Source organism: Photobacterium kasasachensis, assembly GCF_050336885.1.
GTDB classification, from domain to species: domain Bacteria; phylum Pseudomonadota; class Gammaproteobacteria; order Enterobacterales; family Vibrionaceae; genus Photobacterium; species Photobacterium kasasachensis.
On record NZ_JAKJSH010000005.1, the window covers coordinates 708,324 to 725,458 of the forward strand.

17 protein-coding genes are annotated in these 17,135 nt (G+C 47.5%); 10 read left to right on the forward strand and 7 right to left on the reverse strand.

All coding sequences use genetic code 11. From position 1 onward, the window contains the following. Window positions 1–16: 16 nt before the first annotated feature. The 3 genes from L4D19_RS07540 to L4D19_RS07550 form a co-directional block, all read right to left on the reverse strand. Window positions 17–1,633, reverse strand: a complete 1,617-nt coding sequence (locus L4D19_RS07540; RefSeq protein WP_428451930.1) for a carboxyl transferase domain-containing protein — start codon at window positions 1,631–1,633, stop codon at window positions 17–19. 12 nt (window positions 1,634–1,645) lie between these two features. Continuing rightward, entirely contained in the window at window positions 1,646–2,815 is a 1,170-nt protein-coding gene (locus tag L4D19_RS07545) for an isovaleryl-CoA dehydrogenase (protein WP_428451988.1), read from the reverse strand. Window positions 2,816–2,877: 62 nt separating this feature from the next. Next, window positions 2,878–3,255, reverse strand: a complete 378-nt coding sequence (locus L4D19_RS07550; RefSeq protein WP_428451931.1) for a MerR family transcriptional regulator — start codon at window positions 3,253–3,255, stop codon at window positions 2,878–2,880. A gap of 271 nt (window positions 3,256–3,526) precedes the next feature. Here L4D19_RS07550 and L4D19_RS07555 point away from each other — a divergent pair, with 271 nt between their 5' ends. The 7 genes from L4D19_RS07555 to L4D19_RS07585 all read left to right on the forward strand — a co-directional run bounded on the left by L4D19_RS07555 (window position 3,527) and on the right by L4D19_RS07585 (window position 11,265). Then, complete coding sequence (locus L4D19_RS07555; RefSeq protein ID WP_428451932.1) at window positions 3,527–4,738, forward strand: thiolase family protein; 1,212 nt, start codon at window positions 3,527–3,529, stop codon at window positions 4,736–4,738. Window positions 4,739–4,816: 78 nt separating this feature from the next. Then, window positions 4,817–6,310: a CoA-acylating methylmalonate-semialdehyde dehydrogenase gene (locus L4D19_RS07560; RefSeq protein WP_428451933.1), complete on the forward strand. Its 1,494-nt coding sequence runs from the start codon at window positions 4,817–4,819 to the stop codon at window positions 6,308–6,310. 25 nt (window positions 6,311–6,335) lie between these two features. Further along, complete coding sequence (locus L4D19_RS07565) at window positions 6,336–7,505, forward strand: acyl-CoA dehydrogenase family protein (RefSeq protein ID WP_428451934.1); 1,170 nt, start codon at window positions 6,336–6,338, stop codon at window positions 7,503–7,505. 45 nt (window positions 7,506–7,550) lie between these two features. Then, window positions 7,551–8,333 (forward strand): enoyl-CoA hydratase, encoded by a 783-nt coding sequence (locus L4D19_RS07570; protein ID WP_428451935.1) that lies wholly within the window; start codon window positions 7,551–7,553, stop codon window positions 8,331–8,333. A 20-nt stretch (window positions 8,334–8,353) separates the two neighbouring features. Beyond that, entirely contained in the window at window positions 8,354–9,532 is a 1,179-nt protein-coding gene (locus L4D19_RS07575; RefSeq protein WP_428451936.1) for an enoyl-CoA hydratase/isomerase family protein, read from the forward strand. A gap of 33 nt (window positions 9,533–9,565) precedes the next feature. After that, window positions 9,566–10,477, forward strand: a complete 912-nt coding sequence (mmsB, locus tag L4D19_RS07580) for a 3-hydroxyisobutyrate dehydrogenase (protein WP_428451937.1) — start codon at window positions 9,566–9,568, stop codon at window positions 10,475–10,477. A gap of 29 nt (window positions 10,478–10,506) precedes the next feature. Next, window positions 10,507–11,265 (forward strand): SDR family oxidoreductase, encoded by a 759-nt coding sequence (locus L4D19_RS07585; RefSeq protein WP_428451938.1) that lies wholly within the window; start codon window positions 10,507–10,509, stop codon window positions 11,263–11,265. Between the two features lie 119 nt (window positions 11,266–11,384). Here L4D19_RS07585 and L4D19_RS07590 read toward each other — a convergent pair whose 3' ends face one another. The 3 genes from L4D19_RS07590 to L4D19_RS07600 form a co-directional block, all read right to left on the reverse strand. Further along, on the reverse strand, window positions 11,385–11,492 hold the full coding sequence (locus L4D19_RS07590; RefSeq protein WP_428451939.1) for a 3-ketoacyl-ACP reductase: 108 nt from the start codon (window positions 11,490–11,492) through the stop codon (window positions 11,385–11,387). 142 nt (window positions 11,493–11,634) lie between these two features. After that, a complete protein-coding gene (locus L4D19_RS07595; protein WP_428451940.1) occupies window positions 11,635–12,150 on the reverse strand; it encodes an NUDIX hydrolase in 516 nt (171 codons plus the stop codon). Window positions 12,151–12,191: 41 nt separating this feature from the next. Further along, the gene (locus tag L4D19_RS07600; RefSeq protein WP_428451941.1) at window positions 12,192–13,127 is read right to left on the reverse strand and encodes an alpha/beta fold hydrolase; all 936 of its coding nucleotides are present in this window, start codon (window positions 13,125–13,127) and stop codon (window positions 12,192–12,194) included. A gap of 248 nt (window positions 13,128–13,375) precedes the next feature. On the opposite strand from L4D19_RS07600, the gene galE reads away from it, so the two are divergent. After that, complete coding sequence (gene galE / locus L4D19_RS07605; protein WP_428451942.1) at window positions 13,376–14,392, forward strand: UDP-glucose 4-epimerase GalE; 1,017 nt, start codon at window positions 13,376–13,378, stop codon at window positions 14,390–14,392. Between the two features lie 67 nt (window positions 14,393–14,459). On the opposite strand, the gene L4D19_RS07610 is transcribed toward galE, so the two are convergent. Continuing rightward, a complete protein-coding gene (locus L4D19_RS07610; protein ID WP_428451943.1) occupies window positions 14,460–15,071 on the reverse strand; it encodes a DUF2238 domain-containing protein in 612 nt (203 codons plus the stop codon). A 202-nt stretch (window positions 15,072–15,273) separates the two neighbouring features. On the opposite strand from L4D19_RS07610, the gene L4D19_RS07615 reads away from it, so the two are divergent. Both L4D19_RS07615 and L4D19_RS07620 read left to right on the forward strand, forming a co-directional pair. Continuing rightward, window positions 15,274–15,585, forward strand: coding sequence for a hypothetical protein (locus L4D19_RS07615; RefSeq protein ID WP_428451944.1), 312 nt, complete (start codon window positions 15,274–15,276; stop codon window positions 15,583–15,585). Between the two features lie 175 nt (window positions 15,586–15,760). After that, window positions 15,761–17,098: a DEAD/DEAH box helicase gene (locus tag L4D19_RS07620; RefSeq protein ID WP_160649360.1), complete on the forward strand. Its 1,338-nt coding sequence runs from the start codon at window positions 15,761–15,763 to the stop codon at window positions 17,096–17,098. Window positions 17,099–17,135: the final 37 nt, after the last annotated feature.

Below are 17,135 nucleotides of genomic sequence, written 5' to 3' on the forward strand. Positions count from 1 at the left end.
TTAGCGATGTGTACCTTTACATTCTGAAAATACCAAATTGGCTTTCAGGTATCGGTGCCCTTAATGATGCTGACAGGGCAATGCCGACAATCTCCCTTGTCTGTCTTGGATCGATAATGCCGTCATCCCACAGCCGGGCACTGGCATAATACGGGGAGCCTTCTTTTTCATACTGGTCGCGAATAGGCTTTTTAAAAGCGGCTTCTTCTTCGTCTGTCCAAGGTTGGCCTTTGCGCTCTTTGATATCGCGAGTGACCTGGGCCATAACACCTGCTGCTTGATCACCCCCCATGACGGATATACGGGCATTGGGCCACATCCACATCATAGTTGGGTTATAGGCTCTGCCGCACATGCCGTAGTTACCGGCCCCGTAAGAGCCGCCAATGATCACGGTAAATTTGGGTACGTCGGCGCAAGCCACAGCCATCACCATCTTGGCCCCATGTTTGGCTATCCCTTCAGATTCATATTTCTTGCCGACCATAAAGCCAGTTATATTCTGGAGAAATAGCAGGGGGATTTTTCTTTTGGCACAAAGTTCGATGAAGTGGGCGCCTTTCTGGGCCGATTCCGAAAACAAGATCCCGTTGTTGGCAACGATGCCGATAGGGTGGCCAAATAGCCTCGCGAAACCGCAGACCAGAGTGTCTCCATATAAGGCTTTGAACTCATCAAAGGCAGAGTCATCAACGATGCGTGCGATCACTTCCTTGATGTCGATGGGTTTTCTCAGATCAGTGCCGACAATACCAAAAAGCTCATCGGCAGGGTAACGTGGCGGCAACGGCTGATTTTCTATTGAACATTCGGCTTTGGGTTGAGCTTCAATGTGACAGCTTGCTATTGCTTGCCGGGTCAGATCAAAAGCATGATGCTCATTTTGGGCAAAATAATCGGCAACACCTGATGTTTTGCAGTGAACATCTGCACCACCAAGTTCTTCGGCCGAGACAATTTCACCTGTAGCGGCTTTTACCAGTGGGGGGCCTGCCAGAAAAATTGTGCCTTGCTCTTTAACGATAATTGAAACATCGGCCATGGCCGGTACATAGGCTCCACCTGCAGTACATAAGCCCAGTACCACAGCAATTTGCGGGATCCCCTTGGCAGACATCCGAGCCTGATTGAAAAAGATTCGGCCAAAGTGGTCCCGATCTGGAAAAACTTCAGCCTGATGAGGCAGGTTGGCCCCACCGGAGTCCACCAGGTAAATGCAGGGAAGATGGCAGCGTTCGGCAATTTCTTGTGCTCGCAGGTGTTTCTTAACGGTGAGTGGGTAATAGGTGCCGCCTTTGACGGTGGGATCATTGCCGATAATCATGCACTCAACACCTTCCACCCTGCCAATGCCTGCCACGACACCTGCACAAGGGATTTCTTCGTCATAGACCTGCCAGGCTGCAAATTGTCCGATTTCAAGGAAAGGGCTACCGGGATCGAGTACCGCGTCAATCCGCTCCCGTACCGGAAGTTTYCCTTTCGCCTTTTGTCGAGCTTTTGCCTGCTCGCCACCGCCTTGCAGCAAGAGGTGGACATGGCTATGAAGCTCGTCAACCAGCTCGGCCATACTCTGCTTGTTTTGCTTGAACTGGGGTTCATTGGCATGAATATGTGTCTGAATAATTGCCATTAAGCCGTGTCCTTAATTAGATTCCTCGAACAGTTCTCTGCCGATCAGCATGCGGCGAATTTCAGAGGTGCCGGCACCGATTTCATATAATTTGGCATCCCTGAGAAGGCGCCCGGCGGGGAACTCATTGATATACCCGTTTCCGCCGAGTAGTTGAATGGCGTCCAATGCCAACTGGGTGGCCAGTTCGGCACTGTACAAAATGGCGCCTGCAGCATCTTTTCGTGTGCTTTCGCCCCGATCACAGGCCGCAGCAACGGCATAAACATAGGCACGTGCCGCATTGGTACGGGTGTACATATCTGCAACTTTGGCCTGAACCAACTGGAACTCCCCAATAGACTGGCCAAACTGCTTGCGGTCATGGATGTAGGGTATGACAAGATCGAGACAGGCCCGCATGATCCCCAAGGGGCCGGCGGCAAGAACGACGCGTTCATAGTCCAGCCCGCTCATTAAGACGTTAACTCCTTTGTTGAGTTCGCCAAGGAGGTTCTCGGCCGGCACGACACAGTCATGGAACACCAGTTCACAGGTGTTGGAGCCACGCATCCCAAGTTTGTCGAGCTTTTGTGCATGACTAAAACCTGCAAAATCACGTTCAATAATGAATGCTGAAATCCCATGTGAACCGGACTCTGGCTCTGTTTTGGCGTAGACGACAAAGGTCTCTGCATCAGGGCCGTTGGTGATCCACATTTTACTGCCATTGAGGACGAAACTGTCCCCGTGTCGCTCGGCCTTCAACTGCATGCTGACAACATCTGAGCCCGCATTGGGTTCACTCATCGCCAGGGCTCCCACATGTTCGCCCGTAATTAGCGGCGGCAGGTATTTGGCTCTTTGTTCAGAGTTTCCGTTGCGATAGATTTGATTGACACAGAGATTCGAGTGCGCTCCATAGCTCAAACCCACAGAAGCAGATGCCCGGCTAATTTCTTCCATGGCAATAACATGGGCGAGATAGCCCATGTTCGCACCGCCATACTCTTCACTCACGGTGACACCGAGTAGCCCCATTTCGCCCATCAGAGGCCAAAGCTGGTTGGGAAATTGATTGTCCTGATCCGCTTGTGCTGCCAGAGGAGCAATGGCCTCGTTGGCAAAATTGTTTACCTGCTCGCGGAGCATGTCGAGGGTGTCGTCAAGGCCAAAATTGAGGGGCGTGAACAGATCTTTCATAACATCTCCGGTTAACCAAGTTGTGATGAACAGCTGTAATTTCGATATCGAAATGGTCGTATTCAGTGTGTGTCCGAGTTGTTCAGGGCCTGATGGCAACGGGCTTTGGCAATCTGGAGCTCATTTAGCACGACATTGATGTCATCAAGCTGGCGCTTCAAAATGGCCTGCTTATCGTCAATGATCCTTAGCATCTCATTGAGCTGGGTGTGGCTCTGGTTGGTGTCATAGAGTTCGAACAGTTCGCGAATTTCAGCCAATGAAAAACCTAGCCGCTTTCCTCGTAAAATCAGCTTGAGCCTGATTTTGTCCCGGCGTTTGTAGACCCGGGTATTGCCGTTTCTGGATGGGTGTAGCAGGCCGACATCTTCATAAAACCGAATACTTCGGGTTGTGATGTCGAACTCTTTCGCTAAGTCACTGATTTTAAAAGTCTCCACTTTACAGCCTCCTCAAGGCGCGGACTCACAATATGGTGAGGTCCGGCAACAGTCTGGACTGACATGTTGAACTCAGCCTGCGACTACATTTGGCAATTATGCTGTACATCGGGTTGCCAACAGAATTACAAGTGTGATCAGTTTGTTTCTTAACGTTTACGTAAATGTTAGTGCTATGCTTACGTAAACGTCAAGAAATTGAGCCGGCTCTGACTATTATCAAAGGGTTTCAGTTTTCACTGTTATTGCTGTCTTCAAAGAGGGCGAAGTAATGGAAAAAAACGTTTGGATTGTCGCAGCACGCCGTACCGCTCTCGGAAGCTTTCAGGGGCAATTTTCTTCATTCTCGGCACCGGAATTGGGGCAGTTTGCTATTCAAGCTGTGCTCGAAGAGGCAGCAATCACTCCGTCAGAGATTGATGAAGTTTACATGGGGTGTGTGTTACCTGCCGGATGCGGTCAGGCTCCGGCAAGGCAGGCCGCTCTCGGCGCCGGGCTGCCACATTCGGTTGGCTGTACCACCATAAATAAGGTCTGCGGGTCCGGGATGAAATCTGTCATGCTCGCGAATGACTTAATCCGTGCTGGCAGCGCCAAAGCCATTATCGCGGGTGGAATGGAAAGCATGACCAATGCACCGTATTTGCAAAAAGAAGCTCGCAGCGGAATGCGATTAGGTCATCACACTGTTTACGACCATATGTTTCTTGATGGCCTGCAAGATGCCTATGACGGACACTTAATGGGTGTTTATGCTCAGCAGGTAGCAGATAAATTTGAGTTTTCCCGCGAAGAGATGGACCAATGGGCAGCTATGTCTGTTGAACGGGCTGTTGCTGCGCAGCAACAGCAGATGTTTGACCAAGAAATAGTATCCGTTAAGAAAGAAAGTAAACACGGAGTCACCTTGGTTTCTCTAGATGAGCATCCTGGCGAAATAGACATCAAGAAGTTCCCTGTACTCAAGCCGGCTTTTGCCAAAGACGGAAGTGTTACCGCAGCCAATTCCAGCTCAATTTCTGATGGCGCGGCAGCTCTGTTGGTGATGGATGCCGAGCAGGCCAGCCAGCAAGGGCTTGCGCCGCTTGCCATCATCAAAGGGCACGCGACATATGCACAGCGGCCAGCTGATTTTACAACAGCACCTGTTTATGCCATCCGCAAATTACTTTCCGAACTTGAATGGTTCGTCGATGATGTCGATTTGTGGGAAATTAATGAGGCCTTTGCTGTTGTTACCCAGATAGCCGTTCGTGAGCTGGAGCTAGATCCGGTAAAGGTTAATGTTCACGGAGGAGCTTGCGCACTTGGTCATCCAATAGGAGCAAGTGGTGCGAGAATTCTCGTTACCTTAATTCATGCTCTGAACAACAAGCAACAAGCCAAGCCGAAAAAGCAGACATTGAAAGGCATTGCTTCGCTATGTATAGGGGGAGGTGAAGCGACGGCCATAGCTATTGAAGTTCCAGCGAACTCTGGTTAGTACACTTTGTGTATGAAAAATATTATTCACGAATTTTCCCTTCTATTTATACAGGGTGATAAACCCTGAGGAGCAATTATGACCCAACATGTTCCTTTATATATTGATGGTGAGTTCCGTCAGTCGCAATCACTGCAATGGGTAGACGTTACCAACCCGGCAGATAACAGTGTTATAGCCAAGCTACCTTGTGCGACAGAAGATGAAATTGAAGAGGCCATATCCAGCGCTTACGAGACTTTCAAATCCTGGAAAGAGGTGCCGGTACCGGAACGTGCCCGGTTAATGCTGAACTATCAGCAATTGCTGAAAACCCATCATGATGAAATAGCCACGTTGCTTTCCAGTGAAACAGGAAAGATATTTGCCGATGCCAAAGGGGATGTCTGGCGTGGGATTGAAGTGGTTGAGCAGGCTGCCAATATCGCCAGCCTCATGATGGGGGAAACGGTCGAGAACGTCGCCAAAGAGATCGATACTTATTCGATCATGCAACCATTGGGCGTGTGTTGCGGGGTAACCCCATTTAACTTTCCGGCGATGATACCGTTATGGATGTTCCCGATGGCCATAGCCGCAGGTAATACTTTTGTACTGAAACCTTCCGATCAGGTGCCGCTGACTTCCATTCGCTTAGCAGAGCTGTTTGAGCAAGCCGGTGCACCTAAAGGCGTGTTGCAAATTGTTCATGGCCAACGGGAGCAGGTGGACTATTTGCTGGTACATCCTCAGATTAGAACGATCTCTTTTGTTGGCTCGGTGCCAGTTGCCCGTCATATCTACCAGACAGGGACTCATCACCTCAAACGTGTTCAAGCGTTTGCCGGGGCAAAAAACCATATGGTTGTGATGCCGGATGCCAACAAAGAGCAGGTAATTAATAACCTGGTGGGTTCATCGGTTGGTGCTGCCGGCCAGCGATGTATGGCAATTTCTGTTGCGGTACTGGTTGATGGTACCAAGGAATGGATACCAGAGTTAAAACAGGCTATGGCAAAGATCCGGCCCGGGGCTTGGGATGACGAAAATGCCGGCTATGGCCCTTTGATCAGCCAAAAAGCCAAAGATCGTGTTTTACGTCTGATCCGCGAGGGTAAAGATCAAGGTGCTGTCTGTGAGCTGGACGGTAGCCACTGTGAGGTTGAAGGCTATCCCGATGGCAATTGGGTTGCACCGACACTATTCAGTAGTGTTCAAACGTCAATGTCTGTCTATCAGGAAGAGATTTTTGGTCCGGTATTGCTCTGTGTTGAAGTCGATACGTTGGAAGAGGCTATTGATCTTGTCAATGCCAATCCGTATGGCAACGGCACATCAATCTTTACCGCTTGCGGGGCTGCAGCTCGCAAGTATCAGCATGAAATTGAAGTCGGTCAGGTCGGTATTAATGTACCTATTCCGGTGCCGTTACCTTTCTTCTCTTTTACCGGTTGGCGAGGGAGTTTTTACGGTGATCTGCATGCGTATGGCAAGCAGGCTGTTCGTTTTTACACTGAGACAAAAACAGTCACCTCTCGGTGGTTTGATGATGATATTCCAACCGGACCAAATTTGACGATCCACCTACGTTGATTTACCAACGCTAAGGGAGACGAAGATGGATTTTGAACTCAATGAAGAACAACGTGCTTTTGCTGAAACTACCCGTCAGTTTGCCAATGAACGTTTGGCGCCACAGGCGGCTGAATGGGATGAAAAGCAGATATTTCCCAAAGAGGTGCTAAGAGAAGCGGGTGAACTAGGCTTTCTGAGTCTATAYGTGCCGGAAGAGCAGGGAGGGTTAGGGCTAAGTCGTCTGGATGCCTCTATTATCTTCGAGCAGCTTTCGATGGGCTGCACCTCAACCACGGCCTTTATGACCATTCATAACATGGTTAGCTGGATGATTGCCTCGTTTGCTACCGAGCAGGCAAAGGCGGCGTTTTGTCCGAAATTACTGACGGGAGAATGGTTGGCTTCTTATTGTCTGACCGAGGCCAATGCCGGATCTGATGCAGCATCACTAACCACAACGGCTGTTAAGAAAGGTGATAGTTATGTGCTTAACGGAGCCAAGGCTTTTATCTCCGGCGCAGGTGAAACAGATGTGCTTGTCGTAATGGCAAGAACTGGCGGTGATAGTTCGAAAGCGACTGGAGCAAGTGGCATTTCGGCCTTTATTGTATCGGCGGAGGCTTCCGGGATCAGCTACGGAAGAAAAGAGCCCAAAATGGGTTGGAACAGCCAGCCAACCCGCGCTGTGACATTCGAAAATGTTGAAGTCCCTGCAATTAACTTGCTCGGTAGTGAGGGAGGAGGCTTCAAATTTGCGATGAAGGGGTTAGATGGCGGACGGATAAACATTGCATCTTGCTCGCTAGGTACGGCCCAGCATGCCCTTAATCAGGCAAAGCAATATGTGATCGAGCGGCAGCAATTTGGCCAGTCACTGTCTCAATTTCAGTCGGTTCAGTTCAAGCTTGCAGATATGGCTACAGAATTGGTCGCAGCCAGGCAGTTGGTTCGTTATGCCTCAACCAAGCTAGACCGAAAAGATCCCGAAGCGACAGCATACTGCGCGATGGCGAAGCGGTTTGCGACAGATATTGGTTTCAAGGTTTGCGATCAGGCACTGCAACTTTACGGTGGATATGGCTACATCAAAGAGTATTCGCTGGAACGCCATTTCCGTGATGTGAGAGTCCATCAAATCCTAGAAGGAACCAATGAGATCATGAGGCTCATTATTTCACGGCGGGTACTGAAAGAAGGAACCGAGCTACTTTAATTTGAACTTGGATAGACCAAGCCAACAGAGATAAAGGAAGCCATTATGTCAGACAACAACGCGATATTAGTCGACATTGACGGCCATGTCGCCGTGCTTACCATGAATAACCCTCCGGCGAACACCTGGACGGCAGAGAGTCTTGTTCAGCTCAGAAAGATAATCGAGATATTGAACAAAGATAAACATATCTATGCCTTGGTGATAACCGGGCAGGGCGAGAAGTTCTTTTCTGCCGGCGCTGATCTGAAATTATTCGCCGATGGTGATAAAGCCGTCGCAGTTGAAATGGCTCAGTGCTTTGGGATAGCTTTTGAGACTTTGTCAGCTTTTCGAGGGGTATCCATCGCGGCAATCAATGGCTTTGCCATGGGAGGCGGATTAGAAGTTGCACTGGCTTGCGATATTCGAATTGCCGAGGCCCATGTCGAAATGGCATTGCCTGAAGCTAAGGTAGGTTTGCTGCCATGTGCCGGAGGTACTCAGAATCTGACCTGGCTGGTGGGAGACGGTTGGGCGAAACGAATGATCTTGTGCGGGGAGCGGGTTAGCGCCTCTCGGGGGTTTGAAATTGGCTTGGTTGAAGAAGTCGTGGCGTCGGGGCAGGGGCTCGAGAATGCCATGAAGCTGGCTAATTCTGTAGCTAATCAGTCTCCTTCATCTGTGGCGGCTTGTAAGAAGCTGATTCAGAACTGTCGGATAGCGCCATTGCAACATGGCCTGATGAAAGAGCGTGAATTGTTTGTTCAGTTGTTTGATACCGAAGATCAAGCCGAAGGTGTGAAGGCTTTTTTGGAAAAGCGTTCGCCCCAATGGAAGAATAAGTAATCAAAATAATGAGGTAGATAATGGTTGGCAAAGTGAACTGCAGTGAGCTTGATTGTGTTGATGGGAACAAGATTGGGGTAGTGGAACTAGACAACCCAGCCTCGCTCAATGCGCTGACACTGGACATGCTCAAGCAACTGAAAGCAAAGCTGGATGAATGGGAAGACGACGAACGTATTGTGTGCGTCTTTCTGCATGGTGTTGGTGAGAAGGCGTTTTGCGCCGGAGGTGATGTTCGCACCATGTATAACATGATGCGTGCTGCGTCAGAGAGAGAAGATCAGGCCGAAGCGACAAAGCAATTTCTGACAGAGTACTTTACGGTTGAATACGGCTGCGATTATTTAATCCATCGTTATAGCAAACCGGTGATAGTGTGGGGTGAGGGAATAATAATGGGTGGCGGTATGGGCCTCTATATGGGGGCTAGCCATAGAGTCACGACGCCCACCTCCAGGTTGGCCATGCCAGAGATAAGTATCGGGCTATATCCGGATGTTGGCGGAACCTGGTTTCTGAACAAACTTCCTGACGGTATTGGTATGTTTCTTGGGCTTACCGGCGCCCAAATCAACGCTACTGATGCGCTTGAATTAGGGATGTCGGATCATATGCTAATACCCGAACAGAAGCAGTCAGTGCTTGAGAAGTTACAGGGTAGCAATTGGGTCAAAGGTAACAAAGATGCAGATGGTGATTTGACGTTCAACAAGGAGTTGGTCACAGAGATGTTGACTGGCTTTGCCGATACCGCAGAACCACACCGTCCGGTTAGTCATCTCTGTCCTTATTTTTCTCAGATTCAGCTCGCCTGTAAAGCGGATGATTTGGTTGATATCTCCCGCCATATCATGTCGATTGAAGGAGATAACCGTTGGCTGGAAAGAGCAAAAAGAACGCTTGAGGAAGGCAGTCCAATTACGGCCAATATTTGCTTTCGTCAGTTGACTCAATATCACCACTTGTCGCTTGAAGAGTGTTTTCGGCTTGAATTAAGTCTATCTGTGCATTGCGGTTTACTTGGTGAGTTTCAAGAGGGAGTCAGGGCAAGGTTGATAGATAAATGCGGTCAACCAGATTGGCTTTATACAACTTTGAGTGAAGTCGACCAAAGTGTCATTGACTCCTTGTTTACCCCGCTTTGGGATGAATCTGAGAATCCTCTGGCCACATTAGGTCAATCATTAACAATGAACTAACCAACATTATCTCTATTACGCAGGAGGTTTATCATGAGCACCATCGCGTTTATCGGGTTGGGTAACATGGGCAACCCAATGGCTCAAAATCTATTGAAAGCTGGTTGTAACGTAAGAGTTTATGATTTGAATACCGAGGCGGCAAAAAAGCTTGAAAGCCACGGTGCCTTTGTTGCTTCGTCTCCTGAAGAGGTGGTAAAGGGAGTAAACATTGTTATTACGATGCTTCCTGCCGGTGAACATGTTAGGGCTGTCTATCTTGGCGATCATCATGGAGGCGTCGGGCTGCTCAACCTTGTTGATGATGATACTTTCCTGATTGACTCTTCGACAATCGATCCTGAGTCGGCTCGTATCGTGGCCGCAGAGGCTGCAAAGAAGGGATTCGAGTTTGTTGATGCCCCTGTTTCCGGTGGTGTCGCCGGAGCACAAGCTGCAACACTGACGTTTATTGTTGGCGGTACTGACAGCGGATTTGAGAAAGCGCAAGAGACTCTTAAACATGTCGGAAAGAACATCTTCCATGCGGGTAAGGCCGGTGACGGACAAATGGCCAAAATATGCAATAACCTGATGTTAGGTATTTTGATGTCGGGGACGTGTGAAGCATTAAGCCTGGGCATTGATAACGGCCTCGATCCCAAAGTTCTGTCAGAGATAATGCTACAGAGCTCTGGGCGAAATTGGGCACTGGAGTTGTACAACCCTTGCCCGGGGGTGATGGATAAGGTGCCTGCTAGCAACGCTTATCAACCGGGCTTTATGAGTAAGTTAATGCTGAAAGATCTTGGTTTAGGGATGGATGCTGCCCTGCATAGTCAGTCGGCTATTCCGATGGGGGCTTTGGCCAGAAACCTTTATGCACTTCATATCGCAAAAGGTAATGAGTTACTGGATTTCTCAAGCATGTTTGAGTTCTACCGTGACAAGAAAAGTAACGATTGAGCCTAAATTCTATTCGGGGAGGCAGACATATGGATTTGAAGCAGAGTGTCATTGCAATTACAGGGGCCGGGCAGGGGCTTGGCCAAATGATGGCGGTTACTTTGGCACAGGCTGGTGCGGAACTGGCTCTTATTGATGTCAATGAAGATGGCTTGAAGCAAACCCAGTCGCAGTGCCAGATGCTCAGTACCAAAGCGTTGATATATACAGCCGATGTCACCAGCGAGAAGGATGTTGAAGACGTTTTCTTGAGTGTAATTGATGATTTTGGTCAGCTAAATGGGTTGGTCAATAACGCCGGGGTGTTACGCGATGGCTTACTGGTTAAGCAAAAAGAAGGTGAGATCAGCAAGATGTCACTGGAGCAATTCAAGACTGTGATGGATGTGAACGTGACGGGGACTTTCTTGTGTGGTCGAGAGGCTGCATTACAGATGATTGCTTCCGATAGCCAAGGAGCAATCATTAACATCTCAAGTGTCTCCCGAGCCGGTAATATCGGTCAGACTAATTATTCGGCCTCAAAAGCCGCTGTCGCAACCATGGCAGTGTGCTGGGCGAAAGAGCTTGGAAGGTATGGTATTCGTGCAGCAGCAGTTGCTCCCGGGATTGTGCAGACAGCGATGGCAGATCAGTTAAAGCCGGAGGCCATCGAGCGACTGAAGAAAATGGTCCCGGTCGGCAGGATGGGAGAAGCAAGTGAGATTGCGCATGCGGTGAAATACATTCTGGAAAATGATTATTACACCGGTCGGATACTTGAAGTTGATGGCGGTATGCGAATGTAGTCAATTCCTAAGAAGACCTTAGGCGCGATGTATCACGGTAACGCCTGACACAATGTCAGGCGTTACCGTTTGCTAAAGAGCTTGCCTGTTTGCTTGGTGGCTGTGTGGCGTAGGCTGTATTAATTGCCATAGAACATGACAAATAGCGCCATACCGCCGCCAGCAACAAACATTAGCATCGCGAGCAGGGCTGCCGCTTTATTGAGTACCGAAAAGAGTTTGTCCATCAGAGTTGTCCTCGTTAGTTGATGGGCAAGATGCCATAACTTACATTCAATTTCGAGTGTTTGTGTTACCAGGAAATACCGAATTAGTAACAAAGTATTCCATGCTCTGAAATCCTGCCGTTACGAAGAGTCACTCCAGCACTTAGAGTAATTTCAGCATACGTGCCTTGAAAAAGGTTGAGAGTGTTTTGGCGTCTTGTATTTCGCCACTGGCTACTTTCATTTCAAAATCATTAACGGAGAGGGTGATAACTTCAATGATTTCATCATCATCTAGTTCGCCAGTGCACTCTGTTAGTCCTTTGGCAAAGAAGAGGTATTGGACTTCATCACAGAAGCCGGGGACAGGCAGCAACTCACCCAGGTCTTGCCACTGCTCTGCTTTAAGCTGAACTTCTTCGGCCAGTTCTCGTTTTGCACAGGAAAGGATGTCTTCCTGACTTTCGAGAGTCCCAGCAGGAAACTCCAGAATCCATTTTTGAATTGCCGGCCGGTACTGGCGAACCATAACAAGCTTGCCGTTATTTGTTACCGGTACAATCACTACAGCTCCGGGGTGCTTAACCGTTGTAAAGTTAATCTGTCGGCCATCTGGTAAGCTGTGTGTCGCCTGTTCAACAGAGAAACATTTCCACTGGCATAACGTTCTAGTTTTCATAATACTCATCTTGATAGTTTACTATCCCACTGCGACTTGATTTAGGATAAGAATGATTTCAACAGTTTAGTTACCAGTTCTGGTTGCTCGTTAGTAACACCGTGACCGGTATTGGGGATCACAACCAGCGATGAATTCATGTACTCGCTGAGTTTAATTCCGTTATCAAGGGGGAAAATCTGGTCACTGTCGCCCCAAATTAACATGCTTTGTGGCAGTTTATTTGCTGGGTATTTGCTGATCCGTTCTCTGTCACTAACAAGGCTCTGAATTAGCTGTTTTTTCTCACTTCGCCATGGTGCGAAATAGCTGAGGTAAATCTGGTCGGCAACAAAGTCTGGCATACGTTTTTTATCAACAAACACATAGTCAAATAAACGGCGAACTTCATTGCTATTTTGCGGTACAAACAAGTCCTCCGGTTTCTCGACATTTGCACGCATACAGAGCTGACTTAAATCATCATCATTGAAAAGAGGCCCGGGGCTGGCGATGATGACTGATTTATCAATTCGCTCTGGTGACAGCATCATATTGTAAGTAACAAAGCCACCATAGGAGATACCAGCAACATTGATTTTTTCAACGTTCAACGAATCAATGATCTGCCATACGGCATCGGTTTGGGTCGTGAGGTTAGGTGTACCGTTACTGTGCGAGTCGCCGAACCAAGCAAGATCAGGCGCAATTACCATGTAGTCTTTGTTTAGCTCTAGCATCTCCTTTTTCCATGTTGATATGGCCGTGCCGCCAAAGCCATGGAGAAGCAGCAAAGGCTTTCCGTTCCCTCCGACCCAATATTTCATTTTGCCGCCGTCGGCAAGAGTGAGAAAGTGTTCCGTGTAGCCCGCTTCCTGAAGGGAAAGTTTATCCTGTTCTGCTTTCCAACCAACTATCTCACAGCCTGTTAACGTAAATAGCAGGAAGCTAAGGGCTACAAGCTGGCGAAGAACTGTGGAGCTTGTGAATTTAGTCATTAGTGAATGCCATGCTGAGAAAAGTTAATTTTACATTGTTTTATTTAAAGAGTCTTCTTCAAATTATTCCTTCTGCCATTGAGTTTAAATTGCTAGAAATTAGGAATGAACTAGGTGATTTGTCTTCAATATCAGAGCTATATAAATGTAATTATTAGTATACACATTGTTGTTATGCCTGAAAAATGTACTATAGCTAAATAGAACAGTTAAGAATTTACTAATGTGATTTATCACAGGGAGACACCATGCGTGTTTTAGTAACTGGCGGAATGGGTTATATAGGTAGCCATACCTGCGTACAGATGATTGAAGCAGGTGTGTCACCGATTATTGTTGATAATCTCTATAACAGTAAGAAAACGGTATTAGCCAGGATAGAAAAACTGACAGGAGTTCAGCCTGCTTTTTATGAAGGTGACATTCGTGACCGTGCCTTCTTGGACAGTGTCCTGGCAAAAGAAAATGTCGAGTCAGTGATTCATTTTGCCGGCTTGAAAGCGGTTGGTGAGTCTGTTGAAAAGCCGCTGGAATACTATGATAACAATGTTCATGGCACCCTGGTTCTTGTTGAGGCAATGAGAACGGCTGGTGTAAATAGCTTGATTTTCAGTTCTTCGGCAACGGTTTATGGTGATCCGGCAACAGTGCCTATTACTGAAGATTTCCCGACGAGCGCAACAAATCCGTATGGGCGTAGTAAGCTGATGGTAGAAGAATGCTTGGCTGACATTCAAAAAGCCCATCCGGAAATGAGTGTCACCTTGTTGCGCTATTTTAATCCTGTTGGTTCCCATCAATCTGGTGAAATGGGTGAAGACCCACAAGGCATTCCAAATAACCTGATGCCGTTTATCGCCCAGGTTGCGGTGGGTCGTCGTGAGTATTTATCCGTGTTTGGGAATGATTATCCGACAGTTGATGGTACCGGCGTTCGTGATTATATTCATGTTCTTGACTTGGCTGATGGGCATTTGGCTGCGCTGAACTATAGAGGAAAAAAGGCAGGTCTGCATATCTATAACTTAGGTACAGGCAATGGGCTTAGTGTTTTGCAGATGGTTGATGCTTTCTCTAAAGCGGCAGGGGTAGATGTTGCCTATCAAGTAGCACCTCGCAGGGCGGGTGATATTGCTGAATGTTGGGCGGATCCGAGTAAAGCGAAGATTGAGCTTCACTGGGAGGCAAGCCGGACGATTGAAGATATGACAGCGGATCTCTGGCGCTGGCAATCTAATAACCCAACAGGTTACCCAGATGCATAATCGATATAGAGCAATCTTGTTATGATCTAGATTAGGCCGCTGAAGAGATTCAGCGGCCTTTTGCTGTTCAGGAGTTTCTATTGACTTGGTATGGCTTGTTGTAGAAGAAAAAAGCCAGGCTTGTGACAGCGCCAAGGGTATCAGCGAGCATATCTTGCTGAGCATCCCAGATATCGCCTTGTGAACCCAAAAACTCGATGCCAGCCTCTCCACCTGCCAGTACAGCGTACCACCACTCGATGATCTCGTAACCGGCAGCAATAGCCATTATTGCGCATAGGCCAAATAATCCGGCAAGAAACGGAGAACAGTGGCCTTTGCGTGAGAGATATTCAGCTATCGGGTAGGCGTAGAATCCAATAGAGAAATGGGCAAAGCGATCGAAGTGATTTCTCTCGGAGCCAATCAGTTCGCTAAACCACTCAAAGGGTACATTGGCGAAAGTATAATGCGCGCCAACTGTGTGCAGTATCAGCCAGCAAGACATAAACAGGTATGCTGCGTTTGAGAACCTGAAGTGTTTGTAGGTAATCAGTAATGGTAAGAAAATTAAGATGATCGGAACAATCTCTGCGATCCATACTTCAGGAAAAGCCGGATTAATTCCAGACCAAACGATTGTCGAGCTTATGACAATGGCAAGGATTAATGGCAATGTCTTGTCTTTGTTTACTGTCATTGAGGGTAATCCCTTATCCGGAGAGAGGTAACAATCAAATAATACACTGTTTTATTGTTTTCGGAAACAACAGTGTGTAATTAATGAGATATTGATAGATTAGTCCCATCAAATTTCATAATACGTTAACCAAGTACTATGCTGGTGGAGTTGAAGGCGATAATATTTAAGTACTTACGGACGAGTTATACAAGGATAAGATATGCACACAGTGGCGTTAGATGAAGGTGTAACAGCATTACACCAACAGCGGTTGATAGCAGGCTTCACGAAATACCTTGAACAGTTTGAAGATTATCACTCATACGGCGAGGAGAGTGTAGGCTTTATCCACATGCGAAATAACTCTCCGTTGTGTTTTTATAATTCATCATCAGGTTATGCTGCGCTTATAGATTGTCCAGTTGCCCGTCTTCAGTTTGAAGAGTTCCTCCAGCGTCCGGATATTGATGAGTATGTTGCTTTATCATTTGTCGGCACCCGTTACGAGCAGCAATATCCAAGGAAGTCTTAGTATCAGTATCCCGTTCTTGAATAACAAAAAATACAGCGTTTTAAGTAGATGTCAGCATCAATAATTGTGATATAATCCTCGGCTAACATTTTCTACCTTAGTGTGAGTTGGCTCACGTAAAGTAGAGCTGTAATAATTATCTGCTCAGCACTGAGCATTTTACCGGAGCACCATTTTGCATTTTAAAGACCTTGGATTAGACCAGCGCCTACTTAAGAAACTGAATCACCTGGCGTTCAATAAACCAACTGAAATTCAACAAACGGCTATTCCTGTTGGCATCCTGGGTAAGGATGTGTTGGCTTCGTCGAAGACGGGCTCCGGTAAAACACTGGCTTTCTTGCTTCCGGCTATGCAGCGTATGTACCGCAGCAAGCCTTTCACAAGACGCGATCCGCGCGTTTTGGTACTGACCCCGACGCGTGAGCTTGCCAAGCAGGTATTTGCTCAATTACGTACACTGAATGCGGGTACACCCTATGATGGTACGCTGATTGTAGGCGGTGAGAACTTCAACGATCAGGTAAAAGCACTTCGTAATGACCCAATGTTTGTGATCGCGACTCCCGGTCGATTGGCTGATCATCTGGAACACCGCAGTACTCATCTTGATGGACTTGAAATGCTGATCCTTGATGAAGCGGATCGTATGCTGGACCTGGGTTTTGAAGCGCAGCTACGCCGAATTCATGAAGCTGCCAGCCATCGCCGCCGTCAAACTTTGATGTTCTCGGCTACACTGGATCACGCTGATGTTATTGATATTGCCTCGGATATGCTGAATGCTCCGAAGCGCATTTCTATTGGTCACTCAGCTGAAGAGCATACAGATATTACTCAGCGCTTTATCTTGTGCGATCATTTAGATCACAAGCAGGCGTTGCTTGATAAAGTGCTGGAAACAGAAGACTACAATCAGGTGATTATCTTTACCGCAACACGTGCGGACACTGATCGCCTGACCAAAGAGCTGAATGAACGCAAGATGAAAGCTGTCGCATTGAGCGGTAACCTGAATCAGACTCAGCGAAACAGCATCATGAGTCAGTTTGAGCGTGACTGCCATAAGATCCTTGTGACGACAGATGTTGCCTCTCGTGGCCTCGATATCGACAAAGTATCCCATGTAATTAACTTTGATATGCCAAAGCATGCCGAGGAATATGTTCACCGTATTGGCCGTACTGGTCGTGCGGGTAACAAAGGTGATGCGATTTCACTGGTCGGTCCTAAAGACTGGAAGAGCTTTAAGAATGTTGAAGCTTTCCTCAAGCAAGAGATCAGCTTCAGTACCATCGAAGGCCTGGAAGGTAAATTTAAAGGTTTGAAACCGGCACCGAAGAAAAAGTTTGTTAAGAAGAAGCCTACCAGCAAGAAACCTGTTGCGAAGAAAACAGATTCTGCCAAACCGAAGAAGAAAATGGATAAACGCTTCTACGATAACATGGCGGTGGGTGATAACGTATTCGTTCCTAAAAAGAAAAAGCCGGTTGACCCAGCGAAGGAAGATTAATCGACCTCTGTACTGTTATAACGGTTAGTCAAAAAGT

What these genes read in the sequence shown, in the direction of transcription:
- L4D19_RS07545 (WP_428451988.1), bottom strand. Translation starts at nt 2,815, where the DNA reads ATGAAAGATCTGTTCACGCCCCTCAATTTTGGCCTTGACGACACCCTC.
- L4D19_RS07555 (WP_428451932.1), top strand. Translation starts at nt 3,527, where the DNA reads ATGGAAAAAAACGTTTGGATTGTCGCAGCACGCCGTACCGCTCTCGGA.
- L4D19_RS07560 (WP_428451933.1), top strand. Translation starts at nt 4,817, where the DNA reads ATGACCCAACATGTTCCTTTATATATTGATGGTGAGTTCCGTCAGTCG.
- L4D19_RS07570 (WP_428451935.1), top strand. Translation starts at nt 7,551, where the DNA reads ATGTCAGACAACAACGCGATATTAGTCGACATTGACGGCCATGTCGCC.
- L4D19_RS07575 (WP_428451936.1), top strand. Translation starts at nt 8,354, where the DNA reads ATGGTTGGCAAAGTGAACTGCAGTGAGCTTGATTGTGTTGATGGGAAC.
- mmsB (WP_428451937.1), top strand. Translation starts at nt 9,566, where the DNA reads ATGAGCACCATCGCGTTTATCGGGTTGGGTAACATGGGCAACCCAATG.
- L4D19_RS07585 (WP_428451938.1), top strand. Translation starts at nt 10,507, where the DNA reads ATGGATTTGAAGCAGAGTGTCATTGCAATTACAGGGGCCGGGCAGGGG.
- L4D19_RS07590 (WP_428451939.1), bottom strand. Translation starts at nt 11,492, where the DNA reads ATGGACAAACTCTTTTCGGTACTCAATAAAGCGGCAGCCCTGCTCGCG.
- L4D19_RS07595 (WP_428451940.1), bottom strand. Translation starts at nt 12,150, where the DNA reads ATGAAAACTAGAACGTTATGCCAGTGGAAATGTTTCTCTGTTGAACAG.
- L4D19_RS07600 (WP_428451941.1), bottom strand. Translation starts at nt 13,127, where the DNA reads ATGACTAAATTCACAAGCTCCACAGTTCTTCGCCAGCTTGTAGCCCTT.
- galE (WP_428451942.1), top strand. Translation starts at nt 13,376, where the DNA reads ATGCGTGTTTTAGTAACTGGCGGAATGGGTTATATAGGTAGCCATACC.
- L4D19_RS07610 (WP_428451943.1), bottom strand. Translation starts at nt 15,071, where the DNA reads ATGACAGTAAACAAAGACAAGACATTGCCATTAATCCTTGCCATTGTC.
- L4D19_RS07615 (WP_428451944.1), top strand. Translation starts at nt 15,274, where the DNA reads ATGCACACAGTGGCGTTAGATGAAGGTGTAACAGCATTACACCAACAG.